The 22,815-nt window shown below is 39.7% G+C and carries 22 protein-coding genes and 1 pseudogene; 10 read left to right on the top strand and 13 right to left on the bottom strand.

Going from position 1 to position 22,815, the window contains the following annotated elements; all coding sequences use genetic code 11:
- Positions 1-73: 73 nt before the first annotated feature.
- Positions 74-802 carry an N-acetylmuramoyl-L-alanine amidase CwlD gene (gene cwlD, locus LG273_RS01075; RefSeq protein ID WP_404457113.1) on the bottom strand — a complete coding sequence of 243 codons (729 nt, stop codon included), beginning with the start codon at positions 800-802 and terminating at the stop codon, positions 74-76.
- Between the two features lie 211 nt (positions 803-1,013).
- Here cwlD and LG273_RS01070 point away from each other — a divergent pair, with 211 nt between their 5' ends.
- Entirely contained in the window at positions 1,014-1,451 is a 438-nt protein-coding gene (locus LG273_RS01070; RefSeq protein ID WP_379560316.1) for a DUF948 domain-containing protein, read from the top strand.
- A gap of 43 nt (positions 1,452-1,494) precedes the next feature.
- On the opposite strand, the gene LG273_RS01065 is transcribed toward LG273_RS01070, so the two are convergent.
- Genes LG273_RS01065 through LG273_RS01055 form a run of 3 tightly spaced genes read right to left on the bottom strand, consistent with a single transcriptional unit; the run spans position 1,495 to position 2,666 of the window.
- Positions 1,495-1,713: a hypothetical protein gene (locus LG273_RS01065; RefSeq protein ID WP_404457109.1), complete on the bottom strand. Its 219-nt coding sequence runs from the start codon at positions 1,711-1,713 to the stop codon at positions 1,495-1,497.
- Positions 1,706-2,167, bottom strand: coding sequence for a DUF948 domain-containing protein (locus LG273_RS01060; protein WP_379560318.1), 462 nt, complete (start codon positions 2,165-2,167; stop codon positions 1,706-1,708). Before LG273_RS01060 ends, LG273_RS01065 begins: the two co-directional genes overlap by 8 nt.
- Position 2,168: 1 nt before the next feature.
- Entirely contained in the window at positions 2,169-2,666 is a 498-nt protein-coding gene (locus tag LG273_RS01055; protein WP_404457107.1) for a DUF948 domain-containing protein, read from the bottom strand.
- Positions 2,667-2,797: 131 nt separating this feature from the next.
- Here LG273_RS01055 and LG273_RS01050 point away from each other — a divergent pair, with 131 nt between their 5' ends.
- The gene (locus LG273_RS01050) at positions 2,798-3,646 is read left to right on the top strand and encodes a YihY/virulence factor BrkB family protein (protein WP_404457105.1); all 849 of its coding nucleotides are present in this window, start codon (positions 2,798-2,800) and stop codon (positions 3,644-3,646) included.
- 356 nt (positions 3,647-4,002) lie between these two features.
- Here LG273_RS01050 and LG273_RS01045 read toward each other — a convergent pair whose 3' ends face one another.
- From LG273_RS01045 to LG273_RS01020, 6 genes are all read right to left on the bottom strand, one after another.
- Entirely contained in the window at positions 4,003-5,307 is a 1,305-nt protein-coding gene (locus tag LG273_RS01045) for an efflux RND transporter periplasmic adaptor subunit (RefSeq protein ID WP_404457103.1), read from the bottom strand.
- A 2-nt stretch (positions 5,308-5,309) separates the two neighbouring features.
- Positions 5,310-5,981: a hypothetical protein gene (locus LG273_RS01040; protein ID WP_404457102.1), complete on the bottom strand. Its 672-nt coding sequence runs from the start codon at positions 5,979-5,981 to the stop codon at positions 5,310-5,312.
- Positions 5,982-6,257: 276 nt separating this feature from the next.
- Positions 6,258-8,168 (bottom strand): vWA domain-containing protein, encoded by a 1,911-nt coding sequence (locus LG273_RS01035; RefSeq protein WP_379560323.1) that lies wholly within the window; start codon positions 8,166-8,168, stop codon positions 6,258-6,260.
- A 15-nt stretch (positions 8,169-8,183) separates the two neighbouring features.
- Positions 8,184-9,056: an AAA family ATPase gene (locus LG273_RS01030; RefSeq protein WP_404457100.1), complete on the bottom strand. Its 873-nt coding sequence runs from the start codon at positions 9,054-9,056 to the stop codon at positions 8,184-8,186.
- Between the two features lie 138 nt (positions 9,057-9,194).
- A complete protein-coding gene (locus LG273_RS01025; protein WP_404457098.1) occupies positions 9,195-10,664 on the bottom strand; it encodes an ATP-binding cassette domain-containing protein in 1,470 nt (489 codons plus the stop codon).
- 45 nt (positions 10,665-10,709) lie between these two features.
- On the bottom strand, positions 10,710-11,330 hold the full coding sequence (locus tag LG273_RS01020) for a hypothetical protein (RefSeq protein WP_404457096.1): 621 nt from the start codon (positions 11,328-11,330) through the stop codon (positions 10,710-10,712).
- 279 nt (positions 11,331-11,609) lie between these two features.
- Here LG273_RS01020 and hpaB point away from each other — a divergent pair, with 279 nt between their 5' ends.
- Positions 11,610-13,064: a 4-hydroxyphenylacetate 3-monooxygenase, oxygenase component gene (gene hpaB, locus LG273_RS01015; RefSeq protein ID WP_404457095.1), complete on the top strand. Its 1,455-nt coding sequence runs from the start codon at positions 11,610-11,612 to the stop codon at positions 13,062-13,064.
- A gap of 87 nt (positions 13,065-13,151) precedes the next feature.
- Positions 13,152-14,281, top strand: a protein-coding gene (locus LG273_RS01010) for an IS3 family transposase (RefSeq protein WP_404457093.1) whose coding sequence is annotated in 2 segments (ribosomal slippage) — positions 13,152-13,398 and positions 13,398-14,281 — 1,131 coding nt in all. Because the reading frame shifts where the segments join, the coding sequence is not laid out codon by codon here.
- A gap of 281 nt (positions 14,282-14,562) precedes the next feature.
- On the opposite strand, the gene LG273_RS01005 is transcribed toward LG273_RS01010, so the two are convergent.
- The 3 genes and pseudogenes from LG273_RS01005 to rpsI form a co-directional block, all read right to left on the bottom strand.
- The gene (locus LG273_RS01005) at positions 14,563-14,946 is read right to left on the bottom strand and encodes a hypothetical protein (RefSeq protein WP_404457091.1); all 384 of its coding nucleotides are present in this window, start codon (positions 14,944-14,946) and stop codon (positions 14,563-14,565) included.
- A 291-nt stretch (positions 14,947-15,237) separates the two neighbouring features.
- Positions 15,238-15,318, bottom strand: coding sequence for a putative holin-like toxin (locus LG273_RS01000; RefSeq protein ID WP_404459448.1), 81 nt, complete (start codon positions 15,316-15,318; stop codon positions 15,238-15,240).
- Positions 15,319-15,482: 164 nt separating this feature from the next.
- A pseudogene (gene rpsI, locus LG273_RS00995) lies at positions 15,483-15,554 on the bottom strand (30S ribosomal protein S9); the annotation flags it as partial.
- 407 nt (positions 15,555-15,961) lie between these two features.
- On the opposite strand from rpsI, the gene istA reads away from it, so the two are divergent.
- The 6 genes from istA to LG273_RS00965 all read left to right on the top strand — a co-directional run bounded on the left by istA (position 15,962) and on the right by LG273_RS00965 (position 22,684).
- Positions 15,962-17,425, top strand: coding sequence for an IS21 family transposase (gene istA, locus LG273_RS00990; protein WP_404457089.1), 1,464 nt, complete (start codon positions 15,962-15,964; stop codon positions 17,423-17,425).
- Positions 17,418-18,146 carry an IS21-like element helper ATPase IstB gene (gene istB / locus LG273_RS00985; RefSeq protein ID WP_404457087.1) on the top strand — a complete coding sequence of 243 codons (729 nt, stop codon included), beginning with the start codon at positions 17,418-17,420 and terminating at the stop codon, positions 18,144-18,146. The genes istA and istB overlap by 8 nt, the downstream gene beginning before the upstream one ends.
- 1,179 nt (positions 18,147-19,325) lie before the next feature.
- Positions 19,326-20,567: a hypothetical protein gene (locus LG273_RS00980; protein WP_031540257.1), complete on the top strand. Its 1,242-nt coding sequence runs from the start codon at positions 19,326-19,328 to the stop codon at positions 20,565-20,567.
- A gap of 206 nt (positions 20,568-20,773) precedes the next feature.
- Positions 20,774-21,334 (top strand): S-Ena type endospore appendage, encoded by a 561-nt coding sequence (locus tag LG273_RS00975; protein ID WP_031540256.1) that lies wholly within the window; start codon positions 20,774-20,776, stop codon positions 21,332-21,334.
- 349 nt (positions 21,335-21,683) lie between these two features.
- Positions 21,684-22,232: a hypothetical protein gene (locus LG273_RS00970; protein ID WP_193224625.1), complete on the top strand. Its 549-nt coding sequence runs from the start codon at positions 21,684-21,686 to the stop codon at positions 22,230-22,232.
- Positions 22,229-22,684: an S-Ena type endospore appendage gene (locus LG273_RS00965; RefSeq protein ID WP_047943735.1), complete on the top strand. Its 456-nt coding sequence runs from the start codon at positions 22,229-22,231 to the stop codon at positions 22,682-22,684. Before LG273_RS00970 ends, LG273_RS00965 begins: the two co-directional genes overlap by 4 nt.
- The last annotated feature ends 131 nt before the right edge of the window (positions 22,685-22,815 follow it).

Below are 22,815 nucleotides of genomic sequence, written 5' to 3'. Positions count from 1 at the left end.
ATGGCTAGTATAACATAAATGAGCCAAAATCTAAGTGATATGAATCATCGCCGGATTAGGAATGGTCACCCTTTCATTCTTCTTCCTGTGGAGGATCTTCTGTTACATAACGTAAGATTCCCTCATAAATGCTTGCTGACATTTGTCGTTGGTAGTCCTCCTGTTTCAGCAATTCTCTTTCCGCTTCATTCGACAAAAAGCCAATTTCCACCAAGGCTCCAGGAGCTTCTGCATGTTTTAACAAATAAATGCCATTAATCGCCATCGCTTGTCGGGTCGTGTTTTCCATATTGCGCACAATTTCCGCCTGAATCATATTTGCAAGATGCTTGTTTTCCTCATACTCTGGGTAATAAAAAGTTTGCGCCCCTCTCCAACGAGTGGATGGCAATGCATTCAAGTGGATGGTCAAAAAGAAGTCCGGATCTTTTTCCTCAATAAACTCCAAACGCTTCCTTATATCTGCTGACTTTCTTTTAGCCAGGCCCTTCATATCTTCCTCAGCTAAGTCCTTGTCTGTTTCTCTGGTTAAATAGACCACTGCTCCCGACTGCTGCAAATAGTCCTGCACTTTCTTAGAGACTTCAAGGGATATATCCTTTTCCAACGTGTTGTCCTTGCCAACCGCTCCTCCATCAGGCCCACCATGTCCTGGGTCAATCACAATTGTTTTTCCGGAAAGTGGCAATGACCACGAGGACGCCGTCCATTCCTTATCACTTTTGGTTAAAGGCAGTTGGATAAGAAACACTAATAAAAGCATCCCTATTCCCCATAGTATAAATTTACTTCCCCGTTTCATTTAGCTTGTCCCCTTTATCATAAATTCCCTCTGAATTATTCTATGGGACAAGTTGGCCTGATATGACTAATGGGAGGAGTAGCCGTGATTGGAATGAACTCACACATAACGCTAAGCCATACGGAGATACTAGCGGTATAAGCGCTCTTACGTTTCATTTCAAATAAGTAGTGGTATTATAAAATTAAGTTAATATAGGAGGGGGATTTTTATGGACTGGCTTGGTATTGGTGTAACGGTTATTGGTGTTGCATTTTTAATTTTAGTTATTGTGTTAATAAAGCCACTAAATAAGCTGGCAAATGTCTTGGGAGGTTTGCAGAAAACAACGGATAATCTTCCAGCACAAGTAGATGATATGATGAGCCAAACGAAGAATGCATTACAGTCAGGGAACGATACATTAGCGCAAATAAACAGCCAAATAAAGGAGCTAAGCCCTATCTTCCATACAATCGGGGATGCCGGCAGAGCCACAAACCATCTGTCCACTTCGATTGCGGATAAGGTAATGAAGGTAAAAACCGAGACAGCAGAAGGTAGCTCTTTTATTACAAAGCATGACCTCGAAGGACTTTATGGTCTAGGGACACTCATTTATTACGTTGTACAGCAACAAAAAAATGGCAAGAGTCATCCTAACGTTTAATGGATGCTTCAGAAAACAAAAAATCCCCGTATTGGGGATTTTTTTATTGAGATACTTTATGATTAATTTCGCTTTTAATCTGCTTTAATTGCTCATCACGCTGTCTTCCGGCTTCATAAAGCTTTCTTTCGGCTTGTTTTAGCCTTTCTAAAAGCGGCTTGTTCTCCTCCAGGCTGCTACGCTTTTCCTTTTTGTACTTCACAGCCCAACCAGCCGCCGCACCAGCTGCCCCCGCAAAGATAGCCAACACGTTCTTATTCATTGGATTCACGTCCAGCTACGCCACGCTTTTCTTTCTTTTGCTCTCTTTTTTTCTGTAACCAGTAATAACCAAGTGCAAACGAGCCATAAGCCCCACCTAATTTATTCTTTTTCGTTACTTCATTTGCTCCACTAGTTTTTGTTTTTAACGAATCGGTTACATCTACTAATGAAGAAGAAAACTTACGCGTTACATTCCCAACATCCCCCATAATATAAAATAATGGGCTAAGCTGATGCATCTTATCATTCAAATCACGTAAAGCATGATTACTTTCTTCAATAAGTTGACCTGTCTCTTTAAAGATATCATCCAACTGATTCGGAAGCTGCTGAACCGTTTTCTCAACACCTTGCAGAACTCCAGCTAGGTTATTTAGTACATGTGCTACGAAGATGGCGATTACGATAAAGGCAACACCGATAAGTAATACACCAATTCCAGTTAATGTCATATTATCTATCCTCTCTCCCTGATGGATTTATTGGCACGAGCTGCGTTTCCTTGTTCTGTACCATAAGTTCATGTTTTTTGCTAGTTTTCTTCGCTTGTTTAACCATATTCAGTATTTTATATGCTGCCTCACTCCATCTAATCGCTTCCTGGAACGGTTTTGTTTTCTTTTCCATTTCCTCATCAGACAGCTTAGTATAATTGCTCTTAATAAAATCATTGGTTGAGTTAACGGTTGTACCGACATGATCTACTGTATCAAATACGCTATCGGTTGCATCCAATTTTTCTTGAATATCGTCAATTGTGCTTCCGGTTTCCCTGATGGTTTCCTTTAATGGTGGTGTAATGTATTGTAGTTCTTTTTCAAATTCACCAAGCGTTTTGCCCATTGATTTAATATTGTCAGATAACCGCTTTAACACAACAGCGACATATGTAACAACAATTGCAAACGCTATAGCGAGTAATAAAATTGCTAGGTAAAATATTCCTTCCATCGAAAACCCTCCTTCTATAATTGCATTATACCACTACATATGTGAAATAAAACGCAAAGCCCCTTACGATTGAATGATTCATTTCATGGGTATAGGAAAAAGAACAAACACGTTAGTCTGGAGGTAAGCATATGAAAAAAATAAAAGCATATGGGAAAAAGTTTATGACCCAGTTCAAAGAGGATAATGTCCCCATACTTGCAGCAGCACAGGCGTATTACTACTTCCTGTCCATCTTTCCGTTAATTATCGTTTGTTTTGCTCTAATACCGTATTTTAACATAAATCCTCAGGAAGCTGTGAGCTTTATCGGGAATATTCTCCCAAGCGAAATTGCGACTATTTTTAGAGAAAATATCGTAAATCTTGTAAACACACCAAGAGGCGGATTGCTAACTGTTGGTATTATCGGTGCACTATGGTCCTCCTCAGCTGGTATTAATGCTTTTATCAAATCGACCAATGAAGCATACCATGTAGAAGAAACCCGTAACTTCCTTGTTGTACGGCTTATATCACTTGGACTAACATTAGGCATGATTGTAACATTAGTAATTGCTATTCTTGTTCCAGTTTTCGGTGATGTTATTTTAAGTTTTGTTAGTTCGATTGTCGGTTTTTCAGGCGCAATGGAAATATTACTTCAAGTCCTGCGTTGGGCTGTAAGCTTGTTAGCCTTAACTGGGTTCCTGCTTATTTTGTACAGAGTCGCACCAAATAAACGGATTCCTTTTAAATACATCTTTCCTGGCGCACTTACAGCTAGCATTCTATGGTTGCTCATCTCGTTAGGATTTTCCTTTTACGTAAGCAACTTTAGTAACTACTCTGCAACGTATGGAAGTCTTGGTGGTATTATTGTCTTAATGATTTGGTTCTTCCTTACAGGGATTGTCTTAATGATAGGAGCAGTCGTGAACGTATTAAATTATCGCGAACAGCAAAAGCCAACTGAGACAAGTCAAGCATCGAATATGTAAGTTGGAAAGATTAAAAAGAGGGGGCTGAGACACAGCTAAATTATTAATGCTTAAATACGAGCACCGCTTCGGCAGAACACTCCGCTTTCCACGGGCACGGCCTCGGGCCAACAGGATGTTGGTCACAAAGACGTTGCCACAGGACGTGGCGACCTTAGTCTTTGTTCCTTTTCCACTGCGGGGTCTTCGGACTCGTGCTGTTCCCGTTGGAGTCTCCATGTTCTACCTACGCTAAAATAAGACAACCCGAACTAGGCAACCTTTATTCAAGAATTGACAGGGTAGTTCGGGGGTTTCATATGTTTAAAGTACTTTTGCACCATTCTATTTTTAGTTCAATATAATCCTGTTATCCTTTAACGAGAAAGAATTCCTGCGGCAACATGATCCCACCAGTTAGTTGTCTTCGGATTCATGAGTTGCTTCCAAGGCTGTTGCCATGCCTTTAGAGGAGTTATAAACGTAGCTCCCTCACGTAACTGTCCCTTTGGACTATCTGCTACCCATTCTCCTACTGCTGCGCCTTCTGTGATTTCCCGCATCTCATTCATTTTGATTCCCGTTTTTATTGTCTGCTCTTGTAACGTCCCTTCAACGGTCATTTTCCATATTTTGTTCTGATGCATATTCTTTTCAAATAATGTAGCCGCTCCTTCTGCGGAATCGGTGGTAATAATTAGATTTGCATGATAGCCTGGAAGTAAATCGAGGATCTCCTCCCCAGCGTTTTCCTCTTCTGCAGGTTCTTCCCCTTCCTCAGCATCCTCCCCTTCATCTGGAGGTGCCTCCAACGTCACCTGAAATGGGTACACACTTTCTCCTTTAACAGATACCTCTTCTTTTGGTGCATCACTAACACCTGCTACAGTTCCTTCGAGTAAAGCGGCTGTTTCCGATACTTCTATTCTTACTGGAAATCCTTCTTCAATCCTTGGCCTCATGGATTCTGATAGTTCACCTTCTGCATGTAAGACAGTGCTTTCCACTGTAATAAGCGGATCTTGTAAGGAATCAGACAGCTCTTTCACCCTTCCTTCAAACGGGCTTTCTACTGTAATCGTGTCTCCCGTTTGCTGAAGCTCCGTAAGTTGTCCTTCGATTAAGGCAAGTTCTGCCGTTTTTTGGGTCAACTCATTTTGCTTCTCAGCAAGGTATTGCTCCTTCATTAAATTCGCTTCAATGGGGTCCTGCGGGAATTCCACAAGAATTTCATCCTGATTTACTTCAAAGGAAGGAGCGGATTCTGTATCGGCTTCCGGTATTTGATAAGCACTAATCGTAGCAATCGCTGTCTCAATTGCTGTAAGTTGACCTTCTAGCTTTGCTGCTTCTTCTAGCAAATTAGCTTCTGTTTCATAGTAATTATGTACACGGTAGGAAAACAAAGGATCCCCAGCGTTTACTTGAGCACCTTCTTCTACCAAGAATTCATTAAAGGTACCAGCTTCCTTATCGAAATAAACAGGATTTTCCTCCGTTGCAGCTAATACACCTGGCGTACTAACGGTTTCCTCTAAATTTGCTTGGAAAATGTCATACCAATCATGCACATAGGCAATCCGGTCCACCTTATTCTCTTTATCTAAAAACACAAGCAAATAATTGGTGGCAATAAAAAGCAGAACAATAAGCTGTATAAGGCGTTTTTTTCTTTTTTTCATCATCAAAACCACCTGTTAAGAATGTATTGATCCATGAAAGCAAGTAAGGCTGTTAATGCCCACATGAAGAAATGAAACAGGATTACATAAACCCAAATCCATTGTTTCTTCATTTCTGTAAGGTTGCGTAAGTACCGTACTTGGAACCAAATAACCCAAATTTGAAAAAGCGAAATGGCTCCGAAAAAATAAATAAGCCACGGAATATCTGTTAAATAAGAAGCAATAATCCCAAACGATACTGGTGAAACATACCAGTCTAATCCATTAAACACAGCTAACGGAATCCAGATGGCCCGCTCTATCAATAGCACGAATAGCACGACCTGTTGCATAATGACCATTTTTCTGTACGGAATATCCACCAATAAAGAAAAATAGACGGAGGGAATGAACAATATAAAGAGCGCGAATAGTAACCCAACTGTCCCTCTACCGACAAGAAACCAAAACTTTTGCTGTTCATATGCTAACGGTTCTAGCGTCTGGGCCTCTGGGGAAAGGATGTTAGTCCCCATTCCTAAATAAGCCATGTAACCATACAGGATAAGGCTGATCAGAACTAGCAAAACATTAACCTTCCAAACACGTTTTATACTTTCTGCTTCTTTTATTCTTACAAGGTGATCATCCATGGAAAATAAAAATCGAAAAAGATTATTATGATAGGTCATCCGCTACATTCCTTTTCTATGTATGTTCCAAGTAAATTTAAAATATTTACTCAATTTTATCGTAGAACAGCATAAAAATCTATTGTTTTTGTAAATTATTGTTAGATTTAATCGACCTTGCATTCAATTCCCGACATTAGTCCTAGTTTATTTACAGGTTGTTTCCAGGGGTTGGGGGTGCGTCTCTCTTGGGGTGGTGCTCGACTTTAAAAACAGAAAAAGCCGAGCAAAATCGATCACAATATGTCGATTAACCGCTCGGCCCTTTATGCCTTTTTATATACTTTTCAACAGTAATTTTTTCAACAATGGTGCGAAGTGATCTGGCAGTTCGGAAATATCGGGTACGATAATTTTTTCACGGCCATAAATGTTTTTCATCAGGACTTCATGTCGCTCTTCTACCTCTCCATCCGCTAAAAACATGCCAAGAACTTCTATCCCTTTTTTTCGTGCTTCCGTTACAGCGAGGTTTGTGTCGACGATGCCATTTTGGTTATAGTTGGCTGCTGCAGGTTCACCGTCTGAGAAGACGAGTAAAAATCTGTTCTTCTCTCGGCGCTTTTCCAGCTCCCTAGCGGCAACCCGGATGCTAAATCCGTCACGGTTGTCCTCTCTTGCTTCGAGCTGCATAATCTTGGCGCCATTATCTTTGTACAACGAATCCTGGAAAGAATGGATGACATGGAAGTAGTTCGGCTGGTAATGCTCACGCACATCCATAGCATCCTCCCAAAACCCTACAATCGAATGCGGGATTTGGAATGTCTTCAGTACTTCATGGAAAAGGGCAATCCCATGCCTTGTCTCTTCCATCTTGCCCTGCATGGAAGCAGAGCAGTCGACAAGCAACGTAAAGGCAGCATCAAACTCTTTGGACTCCTCATTTTTTTTATAAAAAACACGCGGTCTCTCATCTAGTACAAGGGGCAATAGCTTTTTGGAAAGGCGTCCTGCCATAAGGTCTTTTCTCGGTGCAGTCTTCTTATGCTCGATTGTCTTTTTAATAATGGTGGCAAGCTTCCGCTTATATGGCTCAATCGCATGAAGGATCTCTTGATAGTCTTCTCGATCAGCAGCTGTTGGGTTTTCTGCCTCCTCAATCAATTTCACGGCATCTTTGTTTTCTTCACCAAATTGATTCTCAGCAGATGCCCCCTTATTCACCTCCTGCTTATCAAGCGCATCAAGCTCGGAATAATCCTTGTTCCGGGTTTGCTGAGAGGAGCCTTGGATCGATCCCATTGCCTGGTCAGCATCCTCTGTTTCTCTAGCTCCTCCACCTTTAATATTCGTTTTTGTCCCTACTTCTAATTCAAATTGCAGGAACGTCTGCTTTCTGTCACTGTTTTCATTCTCCCTGTGCCACGTGGAAAATTCCTCATCAATATATTCGTTATTCTCTTCATCAACTTCCTCGCTGTCATCATTGGCGAGTTCATCCGTCCGTGTTAATTCATCGAATAACGTATTTTTCGTATAGCTTTCCAAATGTCCAACAGGAAACACAAAGTATTCATCCACCATATCGCGATAACCCTCATGCACACGATAAACAACTTGCTCAGCAATACGAGCAATCGCTCTTGTGTCCCTTGCTTCAAATACCTCGTATAGAAGTGGCTGAATCGTCGCAAGCTGTTCTAGCTGCGGGCCCGTTGCTCTCGGAAAAGTCGGGTCAGGGCTATCGGACTGCAAGGTCAAATAAATCAGACAAAACAGCTCATCAAGAGCAAACCCCCTCGTCACGTGTGCTGCAAGATCTGTGGTAAATTTATGACGGTAATACTGTGTTCTCTTATCAAAGACGCGTTTCGTACCAGGGCGCTCTTTGCGGATTTTTTCCTCAAGCCGTAAATCTTCAAACAGGGTGACGAGCTGTGAAGCAAACTTCGGTAATCCCGCTTCTTCTACCCCTTCCAAATATGCTTTTAATTCTGGAAGCTCGGAAAAATGCATCGTCCCAATCGTTCGGAGGTAGATATCTGATTTCAACCCACCGAGTTGGAGAGAAGCTGGAGCCGTGTCCCACGTTCTGCTTGCTGTCACTTTGTTGTCCACCATATCGATGTAAGCACCATAGCTATATTCGAAAGTAAGATCCTCTCTCCTTGCTAATACGGTAGCGAGATCCTGTAGCTGACGGAAAAGGAATGTATCTACTTTTGCATCATAAAAACGATACATGGTTCATGCTCCTAACTAGAATAAGGTTTCTGCCAAACTCATAATAAATTCTTGTTCTCTTTCCTCATCAAGCTTAGCGGCAATCGCACGCTGAACAGCTCGCTCTGGTGGGATAACCGAGCTCAAGTCACAAGCATCGAGAATAGCGCGAATGGATGCAGCGTCCTCGGAAATCTTCCCTTGAAAAGCAGCCTGCACAAGGTCAGCTGACAAGGAAACAAACAGATCGACCATGCGTTCATCCTCTAAACGCGTATTGTTTTTAATCAGATTCTTCAATTGCTCCCCTTCAATATAAGGAACATCAATGACAACAAAGCGGTTTTTCAATGCCTCGTTCAAAGGCACTGTGCCGACATACCCTTCATTGATTGCGGCAATTACCCCAAAGCTATTTTGCGCGGTAACCATTTCGTTGGTAAACGGATTGGTAATCGTCCGGCGGTAGTCAAGCACTCCATTAATTAATGGCAGTGTCTCCGGTTTCGCCATATTAATTTCGTCAATGTAAAGGAAGGTGCCATTCGTCATCGCATTCATCACAGGCCCCGGAACAAAATCAATGACCTGCTTCTCCCCTTCATAGGCCAATGTCTTAAAACCAATCAAACTCTCCGCATCCAAATCAACTGAGCAGTTTACACTGTACATTGGCTGGTGAAACAAACTTGAAAGCGTCTCAGCAAATTTCGTTTTACCCGCTCCAGTTGGCCCTTTTAGCAGAATGTTTTTTCCCATACTAAGTGCTGAAATCGCATCTATTAGCAAATCTTCATTTGGTGGCATATACCCACCTTGGCGTATCAAATCACTCAAGTTATCCGTTGTTCGTTTATTTTCATTTAATAAATCATTTATAGATTGTGGTAAGTCATAATTTACAGTCATCGTTATACGTAACTCCTTTCCCTGTTATTGTACCTTTTTTGAGGAGAATTAGAAAAGAAAGGCGCTTTATGTCGAATAGATCCTCTACATTTATCCTTACCAAAAATAAAACTCCTTCCCCAGAAATGAGAAAGAGTCTTATATGGTGCTTTTTAACATTATCTCCTTCACCGCAACAGCTTCGACAAAATGCTCGTTATGGTCCACGCCTATCATGGTAGGATTATTTTTCTTAATGGTATCTATTAGCTGTTCAATGATCATCATATCTAAATAATTCGTAACCTCATCCCAAACGAATAACGAGTGGTTACCTAGTAAGGCCTGGGCTAGAAAAACTTTTTTCTGTTCCCCAGCACTCCAATGGGTACTAGATCGATCCGCAAACCTGGAGCGCTTGAAACCTAATTGATGTAGTAAATGCAAGTAAGCCTCTTTTTCACTTGCCTTGAGTTGGTAAAGGATGGAGGCATAATCTTCTTCAAGCTGATTTTTTTGATTTAAAACAGACAGCTTGTCGGGCAGGCGAACCTGATAGTCACCCATCACTTCAAATTCCCCTTTACCTAGAATAAAATTCAGTAACGTTGATTTGCCCACACCATTTTTACCTGTAATAAACAATCGATCACCTGGATCCATATCAATGCTAATTGGCTCGAATAATGGCTTCCCATCACGTAGGATGGAAAAATCTCTTAGAGACAGAATCTGCTTTGTTGGCTGCTCCACGTTCATCTTTAACTCAGCAATCTCTTCTACGTTATGTATTAAACCTTGCTTCTCTCTTATTTTCTCTTCCGTTCTTTTTTTAATCGCCTTCGACCGCTTCATCTGTTTAGCAGCCAGTCTCCTTTCAGCAGCATCTTTTGAGCTATTTTCCCTCTTCTGGCCCCAAGCACCAACTCGCTTTGAAACAGCATCAAGCCGATTTATTTCCTTAAACAGCTTTTGATTTGTTTCCATTGTTAAGTTGTCGGCATTTTGTTTCTCTTGCTGCCATGTATCAATATTGCCTTTTAAAACCTCAATGCTTGCTTTATTGATCGCCATGACATGGTCCACAAACTGGTTCAAAAAATGCTGATCATGACTAATTATGATAAAACCCTTTTTTCGATTTAAAAATTCCCCAACTACTTTTCTCCCATGTACATCTAAATTATTTGTGGGCTCATCAATTAAAGGGAAGGAATGCTCATTTAGAAATAATCCAACTAACAGGATTTTCGTCTGCTCGCCGCCGCTCAATAATTGAAAATCTCTATCTAGAATCTCTGGACGCAGCTCCATATAAGAAAGCTCCAGCTCCATTTCCCAACGTTCGGCCATAGGATTTTCCTGAAGTAGCACTTGCTCTGCTGTAATGCTTCTGTGCGGGTCTGGGTATACAGGGAAGTATTTGAATGGTAGGGATGCATGGACCGTTCCTTTATACTCTAATTGATCTAGAAAAATTTTTAATAATGTCGTTTTCCCACGACCGTTTCTGCCAATCAAGCCTAGCTTCCAGTCTTCATGGATATTGATCGACACATTGTGAAACAACGGAGAAATCATAGAAGGGTATTTGAATGACATATCTTTTACGAGAATATTTCCTGACATGGCTAGTAGCTCCTTTTGTGGATTAGGTTGGCAGAACCATAAAGGTTAATTTTCCCCTTGACCATTGTTAAAATCTAACTCAACCTCTAAACCTTTTCCTAGACGCTCTCCATTACGGTCGATTGGTGAATTTATCTTTAATATTGCTTTGTCAATTTCTTCTGCACTAGAATCATTCAGAAGGAACGAGAATTGACGAAGGTTACTTTCATTACCATACTTTTGATTGGTTTTAAGGATCGACATATGCATAATACTACTCATCAATTCATCCGGTTGTTGGATTAATTCTCCCGTATTTGTTAATAGTTGCAGATGTTCATTACTGAAAGCAAAACCTTCTCTAATTTCTCTGTTTAGTTCAAATTTAATTTGTACATTGATCATTTCCATCAATTTATAATTATCTTCCATTCTAAATTTTACTGTATTTCGCCCTTTTACCACTTCCGCCATTTCAATAATTACAGAAATAGGGCCCATTTCATATGTTCCAACATCTTCGACCTTCTTGTATCTGTAATATTTACCGAAGCTATTTAAACCAAATTTATGATCTTGTATGAGAGTTGGAATTTGTGTAGATCCTTCTTCCCCCTCATTCGAACAACTACTCAAAATCAAAACTACTGCAAATAATACGGAAAGTACCTTAATATAACTCAATTTATCTTTCCTTTACTATGCTGTGAAAGCAGGATTAATCTGTATTTGAAAAATCTTATCATATTTATTAAAAAATTCAACCTCTTTTTAAAAAGTGAAACTTCATTTGGTGGGGGTCTTACTGCCAGTTAAGGCGGGATAAATATTACCCTACTTCCCCTTATAATACAGGCTTTCTATACACCAAAAAATAGTGAACACGTAAACACACTGTCTAATAAAATAATACAGTTGAAGTAACGCTGCATTTTAAAAACATACGTTAAGGAAGTGTTTATCATGGGAGCTATTACTGGAGCAGATTTTATTAGACGCTTAAACCAGCTGGATACTGAAATTTGGCTGGATGGAAAAAAAGTTGAGGGGGAAATTTCGGAGCACCCTGCATTCAAAGGGATTCTTCAGACAAAAGCTTCCCTATATGATATGCAACATGATCCGGAAATTAAAGAAGAGATGACTTTCCATTCAGCCGAATTAGGAGAGGCTGTTGGGATCTCCTTCTTGCAACCGAAAACAAAGGAGGATTTAATAAAAAGAAGAAAGGCAAGTGAACACTGGGCTAGACGTACAGGTGGCTTGCTTGGGAGAAGTCCCGATTATCTCAACACCGCTTTAATGAGTTTCGCCTCTTCTTCTCCATTATTAAAGGGGAGGACAAACTGCTTTCCGGAAAATATCCAATCTTTATATGAGAAGGCGATGAAAGAGGACCTCTCATTTACCCATTCTTTTGTCTCACCCCAAGTAAACCGTTCGGATTCATATTTGGAATCCTCTGAGGAGGAACCTATTGTTGCACGGATAGTTGATAGAAATGAAGAAGGCATCATCATTAAAGGGGCTCGCCTTTTAGCTACTCAAGGCGGGTTAACGGACGAAGTATTAGTTATTAGTACGCCTAAATTTTTGCTGGATGAAAATGAGGCTTTTGCCTTCTCCATTCCATCAGATATAAAGGGGTTAAAGTTCATATGCAGAGAGTCGTTTGTTGGTGGGGATTCGCTTTTTAATCACCCCTTAAGCTCTCGTTACGAAGAAATGGATACCATCCTTGTTTTCGATAATGTCCTAGTACCGTGGAATCGCGTATTCTATTATGATAATGCGATTGTAGCCGCAGACTTCTCCTTCCAAAGTTCGTTTCACAATTTTACGACCCATCAAGTCGTAACAAGACAAATTGTAAAAACCGAATTCATTTTAGGTCTGGCTGAGCTACTTGTGCAGACGATTAACGTGAGCGAGTATCAACATATTCAAGATAAGCTATCAGAAATCATTATTGGCCTTGAAACAATGAAGGCCCTATTGGAAAAGTCCGAGAATGATGCAGCAATAGATGAGTGGGGAGTCATGCGGCCCGATATTGTGCCGCTTAAGGTGGCCAATAACATCTTTCCTAAAATATACCCCCGCTTCACCGAAATAGTTCAATTAATTGGGGCAAGCGGAATGGTTAGTCTGCCTACTGAAGATGCATTCAGCTCCCCTATCCGAGCCGATCTCGATCAGTACCTTCAAGCAGCAACCAAGAACGCAGAGGATCGAGTGAAAATATTTCGGTTGGCCTGGGATCTTACTATGAGTTCATTTGGAACGAGGCAGACTCAATATGAGAGGTACTTTTTTGGAGACCCTGTCCGATTATCCGGTCGTTTGTACAAAGCATATCCGCTTGATGATTTTGTTAAAGAAGTTAGTGATTTCTTAGACTTGGAAAGGGGAGAATAACGTAAATTCTGGATAGGCTACACTAAGTTGGACAGATAAAATGAGGGCTTGTAAACTTAGACTATAACTTAAGGGAGCGTGACTACAATGACACGTCAACGTCGAACTTTTACAACCGAATTTAAACTGCAGTTAGTGAAGCTTTATGAAAATGGAAAATCGCGTGCAGATATTGCGAGAGAGTATGATATCACGCCTTCTGCGTTAGATCGCTGGATTAAAAATCATCAAGAAACAGGTTCATTTGCCGCCAAGGATAATCGTTCAGAAGAAGAGAATGAACTCGCACGGTTACGTAAGGAAAATCAACGTCTCATGATGGAAAATGATATTTTAAAGCAAGCAGCGCTGATCATGGGACGAAAATAGATGTGATTCGAAATAACGCTCACATCTATTCGGTATCAGCAATGTGTGACGTCCTCCAGATTCCAAAAAGTACGTATTACTATCATGCCAATTTGAATGGCCGACGTGTGCTAAAAACGGAAGATAAAGAGATTTCTCAGGAGATCTCTCGAATTTTCAAAGAAAGCCGAAACAATTATGGTACGCGCAAAATTAAGAAAGAATTAAGTAGATTACCAGAGCCAAAACACGTATCACGGCGTAGGATTGGCCGTTTAATGACTGAGCTTGGACTTGTATCAAACTATACGGTAGCACAGTATAAACCACATAAATCATCATGTAATGAATCATTGACAAAAAACGAATTACAGCGTCAATTTGAACAAGACAAGCCGTTGGCTGTCATTGTGAGTGATTTAACTTACGTCCGTGTTGGAACAAAATGGCATTACGTATGCTTATTTGTCGATCTTTTTAACCGTGAAATCATTGGCCGTAGTGCTGGTGCTAATAAGAATGCAGAACTTGTCTATCAAGCTTTATCGAGCATTAAAGGTAACTTGAACGACGTTCAAATGTTCCATACAGATCGTGGTAAAGAGTTTGATAATAAGCTGATTTCTGAAGCACTTGAAACATTTGGCATCCAAAGATCACTGAGCATGAAAGGATGCCCTTATGATAATGCGGTGGCTGAAGCAATGTTTAAGGTGTTCAAAACAGAATTCGCTAACAGTGCTCATTTCTCTTCACTTGAACAGCTAGCTATTGAACTTGATGATTATGTTCATTGGTTTAATAACATTCGAATTCACGGAACTTTAGACTATTTAACACCAATGGAATATAAACAACTGCCCCTATAATTTTTGTCCAGTTTAGTGTTGACATACCATTCGTTTGAAATATAAGTCCAAAGATTAAAGGTTTCTAGCCGAGCTGTTCAATACTGAGGCAGTCTTTGTTAAGCTAGCGTTTGATCGAATTAACATTTAGCTGCCTTCACTATTACAGCAACATGACTTGTGTAATTTAAATAAGTATAGTCATAATGAAATTACAGGCTGTGTATTAGCACAAAAAGGTCCATATGTGAAAAGGATCTTTGAATTAGTCTCATTAATTTATCCCAGAGCTTTTTTCCTGTTTAAAAGTGGGACGGAACTTTGACAAGAAAATATTTTTTTGTCCACATTTCCGTGGTAACAACCGACGATTCACCACTATCTTTTTTGAAAAAAAGCCCACTACCTTCTTTCTCTGTGAAGACCCACCCATTGCTGCTCATAAACTTTTTTATGTTTTCATCAACTTCGGTTACGCCATTTTGATTTTCTGTGATATACCAAGCTTCATTGTCATCCTGTGAAATTTTCACCAAATCTATTTGATTTGCTTTTTTTAACTTTTCAATTGCTTCTTTTGGTGATATGGAATTAACAGGAAGGTCCGGATACGTTGACATATTCACTACCGTAAACATTACAATAACTGCAATAATAGCTATTATAAATACCGATATCTTTTTCACTTGTATTCCTCCTATATAGGTTAAATTTGAGGCCACACCATTTTTATAGTCGTTTGTTGTATTATACTTAAGTTACTCCAGATATAGACAATAAAGGAATTTCAGTTTTTAACATGTTTATTTTACAGAAAAATTGAGGTATACTGTATATAGATAGTAATATGATAATAAAAGACCGTCCATGGTGGTACATGGAACGGCCTAATGTGTAAAAGCCCTTCAAGGGGGCAGCTCACGATTTGAGTTAAAAAAGTAACCAACCCAAAGGCTTGCTAGGCATTTAATGGGTGGTTACTTTTTTTGTTGTGACAGTATAGCTATTATTAAGGTTCCGAAAGATATCATTACCATTAATGTTTCGAATACTGTCATAGTATCACCCCCTTTCAAAAAAGGGGTGAACCACCACCCATGAAAGCCCTATTACACTTATATAAGTATATCAAAACAAATAATTCTTTCACATCAAATTCTTTATAATACTACAAAAAAGACCCCCAGCCGTAGCTGAGAGCCTTTGAAACGTAAATGTAAAATTAACGTTTTGAGAACTGTGGTGCACGACGAGCGCCTTTAAGACCGTATTTCTTACGTTCTTTCATATGTGCAGATAATATAAAGAAACACAAAACCAAACAGTTCCTGTCACATCAAGGTTTGTCCACTTTTATTCTCTAAAAGGAAAACAGAATAATATACAATTCTATATGTTTAGTGGTCAGATTGTGGTCAAAGAAACAGGGTGCCTCAAATAAAATGGGGCATCCATTTACGCATATTATTACATCATGCCGCCCATTCATGTTTAAATAAAATATTAAAAAAATAGGATAAAAAAAGACTATATATCAATATTTTGCAAGGATGTATAGTGCAAAATAAAAGTAGTGAGAATTGCAAAGAAAATCTTAGAACCCTGCAATTCTTAAAAGCAAAGAAAAAAGGCTTGCCAGCCTAATCAAAAAACCCTACCGTTAATGATGACGAATCAAATAATGGTGGAGGGATTGAAAGGATGCTGGCAATGCCTGAAGTTAATCATATCAAAAAAATGAGAAATGAGAAATCATTATCAATCAACGAAATATCAAGAAGAACAGGGTTCAGTTGGGAAACGGTAAAAAAATATGCTGATGAGGACCAACTTCCTTCGGAAAACTTTTCTAAAAAGGGAGGAATGATGTACGAGGGAAAATGGGGAGAGATTGTTTCTGATTGGTTGTTGGAAGATCACGCTTTAAAAAAGAAGTTACGACGTAATAACAAAATCATCTACCAACAGTTAAAGAAACTCCACTTTCCCGGATCTTACCGAACTGTGTGTAACTATATTGCAGAGTGGCGGGAAAAACGCATGGAAGATGGCGAAACAATCAAGGAGGAATTTGACCGATTGACCCATCCTCCAGCTGAAGCGCAGATTGATTTTGGCACAACGGAAGTCATTCAGGACGGTAAAGCGAAAGACATTCACTGTCTGATCATGAGTCTTCCATACAGTAATGGAGGTTACACTGTCCCCCTTCCGGGGGAGAATCAGCAATGTTTTCTGGTTGGGTTGAAAGCATTATTTACACAGTTTGGGCGTGTCCCCCGAAAGTTACGGATTGATAACCTGGCTGCCGCCGTAGTAAGGGCAAGAGGAAAACATGGAGATACGATATTCACAGAATCCTTCCTGAAGTTCGCAAGTCATTATGGTTTTGAACCTCAGGCATGCAATGCAAGAAAGGGGAATGAGAAAGGCCATGTCGAGAATAAAGTTGGCTATGTAAGATATAACTTCTTTACTCCTTCTCCAGTAATCCGAGACCTAGATCACTTACAGGAAATGTTAACACAGAAGTCAAGGGAGGATCATAAACGCAAACATTATAAAAAAGGAGAGCCGATACAGGACCTTATCAAGGAAGAGAAAAAGTATTGCTTAGCTTTGCCGGAAAATGATTACCCGGTATTCAAGAAGGAAACGGTATCAGCCAATAAATATGGAGAGGTCCTTATTGATGGTACAGCCATCCATATTCCTACCAGTTACCATTATAGCCAAGTGTACTTGATTACTTATTGGGATTCCTACAAGGTGGTCTCACCGAACGGTGAGGTGTTGGGTGAAGGTCCACGACCTTACATGAATAAATCTCGTGAATTGCCATGGTTATTCGTATTGGGGATGTGGAGAAGGAAGCCACGCTCCGTGTCTCACTCTAGGTACTTCCCCTACTTGCCCGGAAGAATAGCTAATTATTTAAGTATCGAATCCCAGGCGATCCAGAAGGATCGAATAGAATGGTTAATGAGTCAGATTGTCACCTATAGTATGAATGAAATTAATGAACTATTTTATGAATTGCTTCCTTCAAAGGACAATTCAACTTTAGAATCTGACCCTCATCCCTATGAAGTGAACTGGAATATTTATGACTCTCTGCGTCCAACGAACCCTGTAGCTGAAGGGGCGGTGACTATTCATGAGTGATCGATTAAAAGAAATGTGCAAATCACTTCGTTTGGCCTATGTGGCAGATATTTATGAAAAGGTGCCTTTCGAGAACCCCACTCAGTATCTGGAGACCTTATTCCAGCAGGAATTCCAACTCCGCGATACAGCAAAGGGGGAACGACTTATAAAGAAAGCTAGATTTATAAATGATAAGGAGTTAGACCATTTCCAATGGGGATCACAGGTGAAATTTCCACCACAGATCAATCGTGAAAGCCTCGAAGGCTTGAAATTCATTGACCGGAAAGAAAATGTCATTCTGACAGGTTCCCCTGGTACCGGCAAAACACACATTGCCACAGGATTAGGACGGAAAGCATGCCGACAAGGCTATGACGTGCGTTTTTATCGGGTAGCAGATCTGGTGGATCAGCTGGAAAAGGCATGGAGTGAAGGTAAATTGCAGAGCTTCAGGAACAGATTCAAGAAAGTGGGCCTCATTATCCTAGACGAAATGGGATATATCCCATTCAGTAAAAACGGGGCTGAGCTACTGTTTCAGCTGGTTACAGACTGGTACGAACAGAAAAGTCTCATCATCACTTCCAACCTGGAGTTCAGCCAATGGAATCGAATCTTCGTCGATGCAAGACTAACAGCTGCATTGGTGGATCGCGTGATTCATCATGCGCATGTTCTAAGTTTTACTGGTGACAGTTATCGTGTCACACACGCACTATCTAATTACCCATCATAAAAATTGGGCTGGCAAAGTTCTCGTATTTCTTTTGCATTTTTATCAGGTTTTCTCTTGCAAAATACAAAGGATCCAAAACAATAATTTTAAATGGGACATTATCAAGTCGAGGACAAGCTCGAGGACAGAAAAAGCCCTTCCACTATCCAATGAATTAAATATTAGAAAGCTGACGTTGAACATTCTATTGTTCCGAAGAGACTTTGACGAACAGAAGATTAACACCTAAGTAATGTAAAAGGCACGTAGCTCCCTCAAGTATATCTTTAAACACTTCCGATAAAGGTCGCTCTTCTAGTTTAAAGTAAGCAGCATCCCCCTTTCGGTGACTACCGATAAGTTGCGTCATCGCAGTTCTTGCGGATGAGTTCGTGAGCACAGTAAGAACGTAGGCAAACGGGCAATCCCCCCCTCTTGGAGAGCCTGTTTTGTTATAAAATAATCGAATTGAACACCCCCTAGAAAGTAAGTCGATTCCTTCAATACCATCAAATATCACTAGACTTTACAGCTATCTGATCAGGGAAAATGCCACATTCATTGGCCTTTTCCACAATAATCAATTTTATAATTTCTCGATATTTTCCATATTTACAAGATAGAGAAAGGTTATTTGGTATGAACATATTTAGTAATGAATGTTTTTATTTTAAAAAATTCATAAACTAATAGCTGGTTTTCTTTAAGTATTATAATTCACAATAATGAAGTCCATATCCAATAAAGGACTGAGCTTCTCTTTATCATAAAATTTCTATTTTTTGTACTTTTCCGTTCGTCCTAGATGACACCGTCCCAGCCTAACCCAAAGCAAAATCAAAGGTATTGCCTTAGAATTTACGTGTACCTGCATATTAAGTGAAACGTCCTCAAAAACTGGTCTTCGACTGTCTTCATATAGCCACAGCCCTAGCTACATCCTATAGTTACTGGCTCAGAGTTTGAATACCTTCTAACTGCTTCCTTACCTTGTGCATTTTTCCCACAAGGAGAACAGAAAGTAACAAAACCAACTCATTTATATGACAAATCATTTATAAGTTTCCCCCTATTGCGAAAAGAATAATTATTTAATAAAGCTGACTATCAAAATATTCGCCCTTTTTTTGAATGTGGACTATTTGTCCATTCATATCATTTCCTATTACCATATGATACTACTGAAAGGTGGTGTTACTTATGAGTTTTACCAATAGCGATAGCTATGGATTATGTAAGGGGTGCTTTAAACAACAAAGGTTTTGCACATGTAAAGACTCCTACCATTCGGACACAGTTAACCAAGAAGTAACCGAACATTGTGACCAAACATTCTCTGAGCATAATCCACAATGCCAATCCATTGGGGAACAAGAACAGCAACAACTACAACAACAGGGTGGGCTTGAACAGGCACAAGGGCCTCAGAATCAAGAACAAATCCAAGAAGGGCAAAGTCAAGGGCCTCAAACGCAAGAACAACAACAAGGCGACCAAACCCAAGGAAATCAAACTCAAGGGCCTCAAACACAAAGCCAAAATGAGATACAAGAGCAAACGCAAATCCAGGACCAAACCGAAGACCAGGACCAAACTCAAGGACCTCAGTTACAAGCCCAAAGACATGGCGATCAAACTATGGAAAATAACCAGACCATTTCAACCCCGGTGGACGTGGATGGAGTCAATGTGAATGTTCAGTGTGGAGACTGTAAGCCTACTATAATTTTTCCAGATGACTTCTTTGAGAAAAATAAGAAGAAAAAGGATCACAATCAAAGGGGGGACGACATGGAAAATTGCAAATGTAAGGAAAATAAATGTCCAAAAGATTGTGATTGCTGTGTCCAAAATCTTGCAGACCTATTAAGAAAAGTACAAAATTTCCAAACTACTTTAACAAATCCAGCAAATCGAGCAATCGACATATATTTCAGCACAGTGAACGGATTGCCGAATCCATCTGAAGGACAAGTCATTTCAGATATAGTGGATTGTTCAGTCCTTAGGTTTAGACCTGCTGACCAGATTACGATTGTTCCGAATACAGCCGTACAATTATGTGATGTTGCAGGTATATGCGCGACAGATACAGATGCTACTCCTGAAATTTCCAATGTTTATGAATTTCTCCTCCAACAGGCTTATGAAGACACTGAAGATTGTTCCTACCAAAAAAGGAAGAAACCATGTAATTGTCCTTGCTGTGCTTCAGGTATTGGAGAAGAGTTAAGGTGTACAGCCAACTTCGGACTTCTCCTTGATGTTTATCTCAAGGGGCAGACCACAGCACTTCCTCTTTATGTGCTTACGGTAAAAGACTGCCTTGCTTACTTTGTAAACGATATTACTGATCTAGACTCGATTTGTGTCTTCTCACTATGTGCCATAAGTGGATTTACCGTTGTTAGTCAAACATTGGGCACAATAGATAGTGCCTAGAATTTATGCACTAACATGCTGCATTAAAAATCAATTATCTATCAGAAGATTTTAAGGCACGAATATTACTACTAACACCTAATCAGCCTTTTTCTTTCCCTCCAAAAATGGATGTTTGTATTAGTTGATTAACCTATACGCAAAAAACCTAGAAGCATATATTATTATTGAATTTAGAAACTTAATCTCAAGGAGGAAGTAATTTGATGATATATCATTCAGAAGGTAAACATTGCGGCTGTAAAGAACAGGAAGAGTGCACTTGCAAAAGAAGAATGGGAAATCATCCGAAGATGAATCATCATGGATATGATCATCATGGATATGAAAAATGTGAAATGCCTAAAAAAAATTGGTACGAAGAGAAAGAGCCTTGCCCAGACCGTGTAAAAGGATTCAATTTGTGCAAACAAAGAAATGAATTAAGGTGCTTTAAACATTGCGAGCCAATTTCCCAGCCATGTGATGCATTATTCTATAACTATTTTACCAGCAGGACTAATTTTGAATTTAGCGGGTTAGTTGTGATTAAAAATACAGGGAATCCAACTAGCGGCTGTTCTATGCAGATCCGTGTTACAGATAGAGCAGGCACTGCAATTGTTGCAACAGTTAGCGCTGGAGCATCAGTTCCAATCTTTGTTGAAGGGTTAACTTCGCTTGATATTGCTTGTCTTCCAAATGAACCAGAGCTTCCTGTACCAGCAACTTGCAGTGGCGAAGTCATCTTTGACCTTGAATACTGTGCGACAAGACTTTGTCTATAAGTAATGAACTTTGACAAAATAATTCATCAGTGTGAAGAATCCCTCTTAATGTTCATAATTAACTAAGAAATGATCCCACAAGAATTTAGTTAATCCCCTCCAATGTATTTTTCTTTAATATTTTTAAAGAAGAATCCCTGTTTATTATTTATGAGGAATTTCTGAAAAAAAGCATAGCTAATTTTGAACTAAATTTGTATTGTAGGTGAATTAACCAATATAAACACCCAAAAATGGGTGTTTATATTGGTTAATCAGCCCATGCCAAGAAACCCAATATACATATATTGATAGTATCTTTCAAGAATATGGGGAGGAAGCTTTTGTATGTTTTTTATAAATAGATCCTGTGGGTGTAGGGGCTTCCAACGATGCAATCAATGTCATAGAAGCGTTGGGGGCCCAAAAATATACATTAACGAAAGTATATGTACTGGAAAGTCAAAATCCGTGTTTAAACTTAAACACAGTGAAAAGGGAAAACATTATTTTGAGCATCATGGAAAGCATCATTGCAGATCGGATGACTGTGAAAAAGACAAGTGCAAATGCGATGACTGTGAAAAACACAAGTGTAAATGCGTTGACTGTGAAAAACACAAGTGCAAATGCGAGGATTGCGGGAAAAACAAGTGCAAATGCGAGGATTGCGGGAAAAACAAGTGCAAATGCGAGGATTGCTGGAAAGACAAGTGCAAATGCGTTGATTGTGAAAAACACAAGTGCAAATGCGAGGATTGCGGGAAAGACAAGTGCAAATGCGTTGATTGTGAAAAACACAAGTGCAAATGCGAGGATTGCGGGAAAGACAAGTGCAAATGCGTTGATTGTGAAAAACACAAGTGCAAATGGGATGGTTGTGAAGAATTTAATGGTGATTCCAATATTTTCGAAATGATGCTAGGTGAATCTGATGATATTCCCAAAGACAATTGTAATGATGATCATAAACTCTGCCCAGAAGAAATCAAAGGATTTGATTTCTGCAGAAAGGAAGAAGAACTAAGATGCTTTAAACATTGCGGCCCTATCTCACAACCCTGCGATTGTAATTATTACAACCATTTTACCAGCCGTTCGAACCTTGATTTTAGCGGGTTGATTGTGATAAAGAACACAGGCAATTCGGCTAGCGGCTGTTCCATGGAAGTCCGCGTCACTGATATTGCAGGTTCAGCAATAGTCGCTACAGTCAGTCCTGGAGCATCCGTCCCAATCTTTGTCGAATGTTTAAGATCACTTGATATTGCATGTTTTAAAAATGAATCAGTAACAGAAACGTGCAGCGGTGAAGTCATCTTTGACCTTGAATACTGTACCACAAGATATGTTTCACATCGCTATAAATGATGGGTTCCTATAGACTGAAAGCTTTCTTAATATATTTTGTTGGAAAACATGTAAAGAAAATCATCCCATTCACATTACTATAACGTACACCATAATGAAATTGAGTAGGAGGGGGTGACTAACCCCCGACC

The sequence above is a fragment of the Oceanobacillus kapialis genome (genome assembly GCF_044790185.1).
GTDB lineage: Bacteria > Bacillota > Bacilli > Bacillales > Amphibacillaceae > Oceanobacillus_B > Oceanobacillus_B kapialis.
This window is presented reverse-complemented; position numbering and strand designations above follow the sequence as displayed.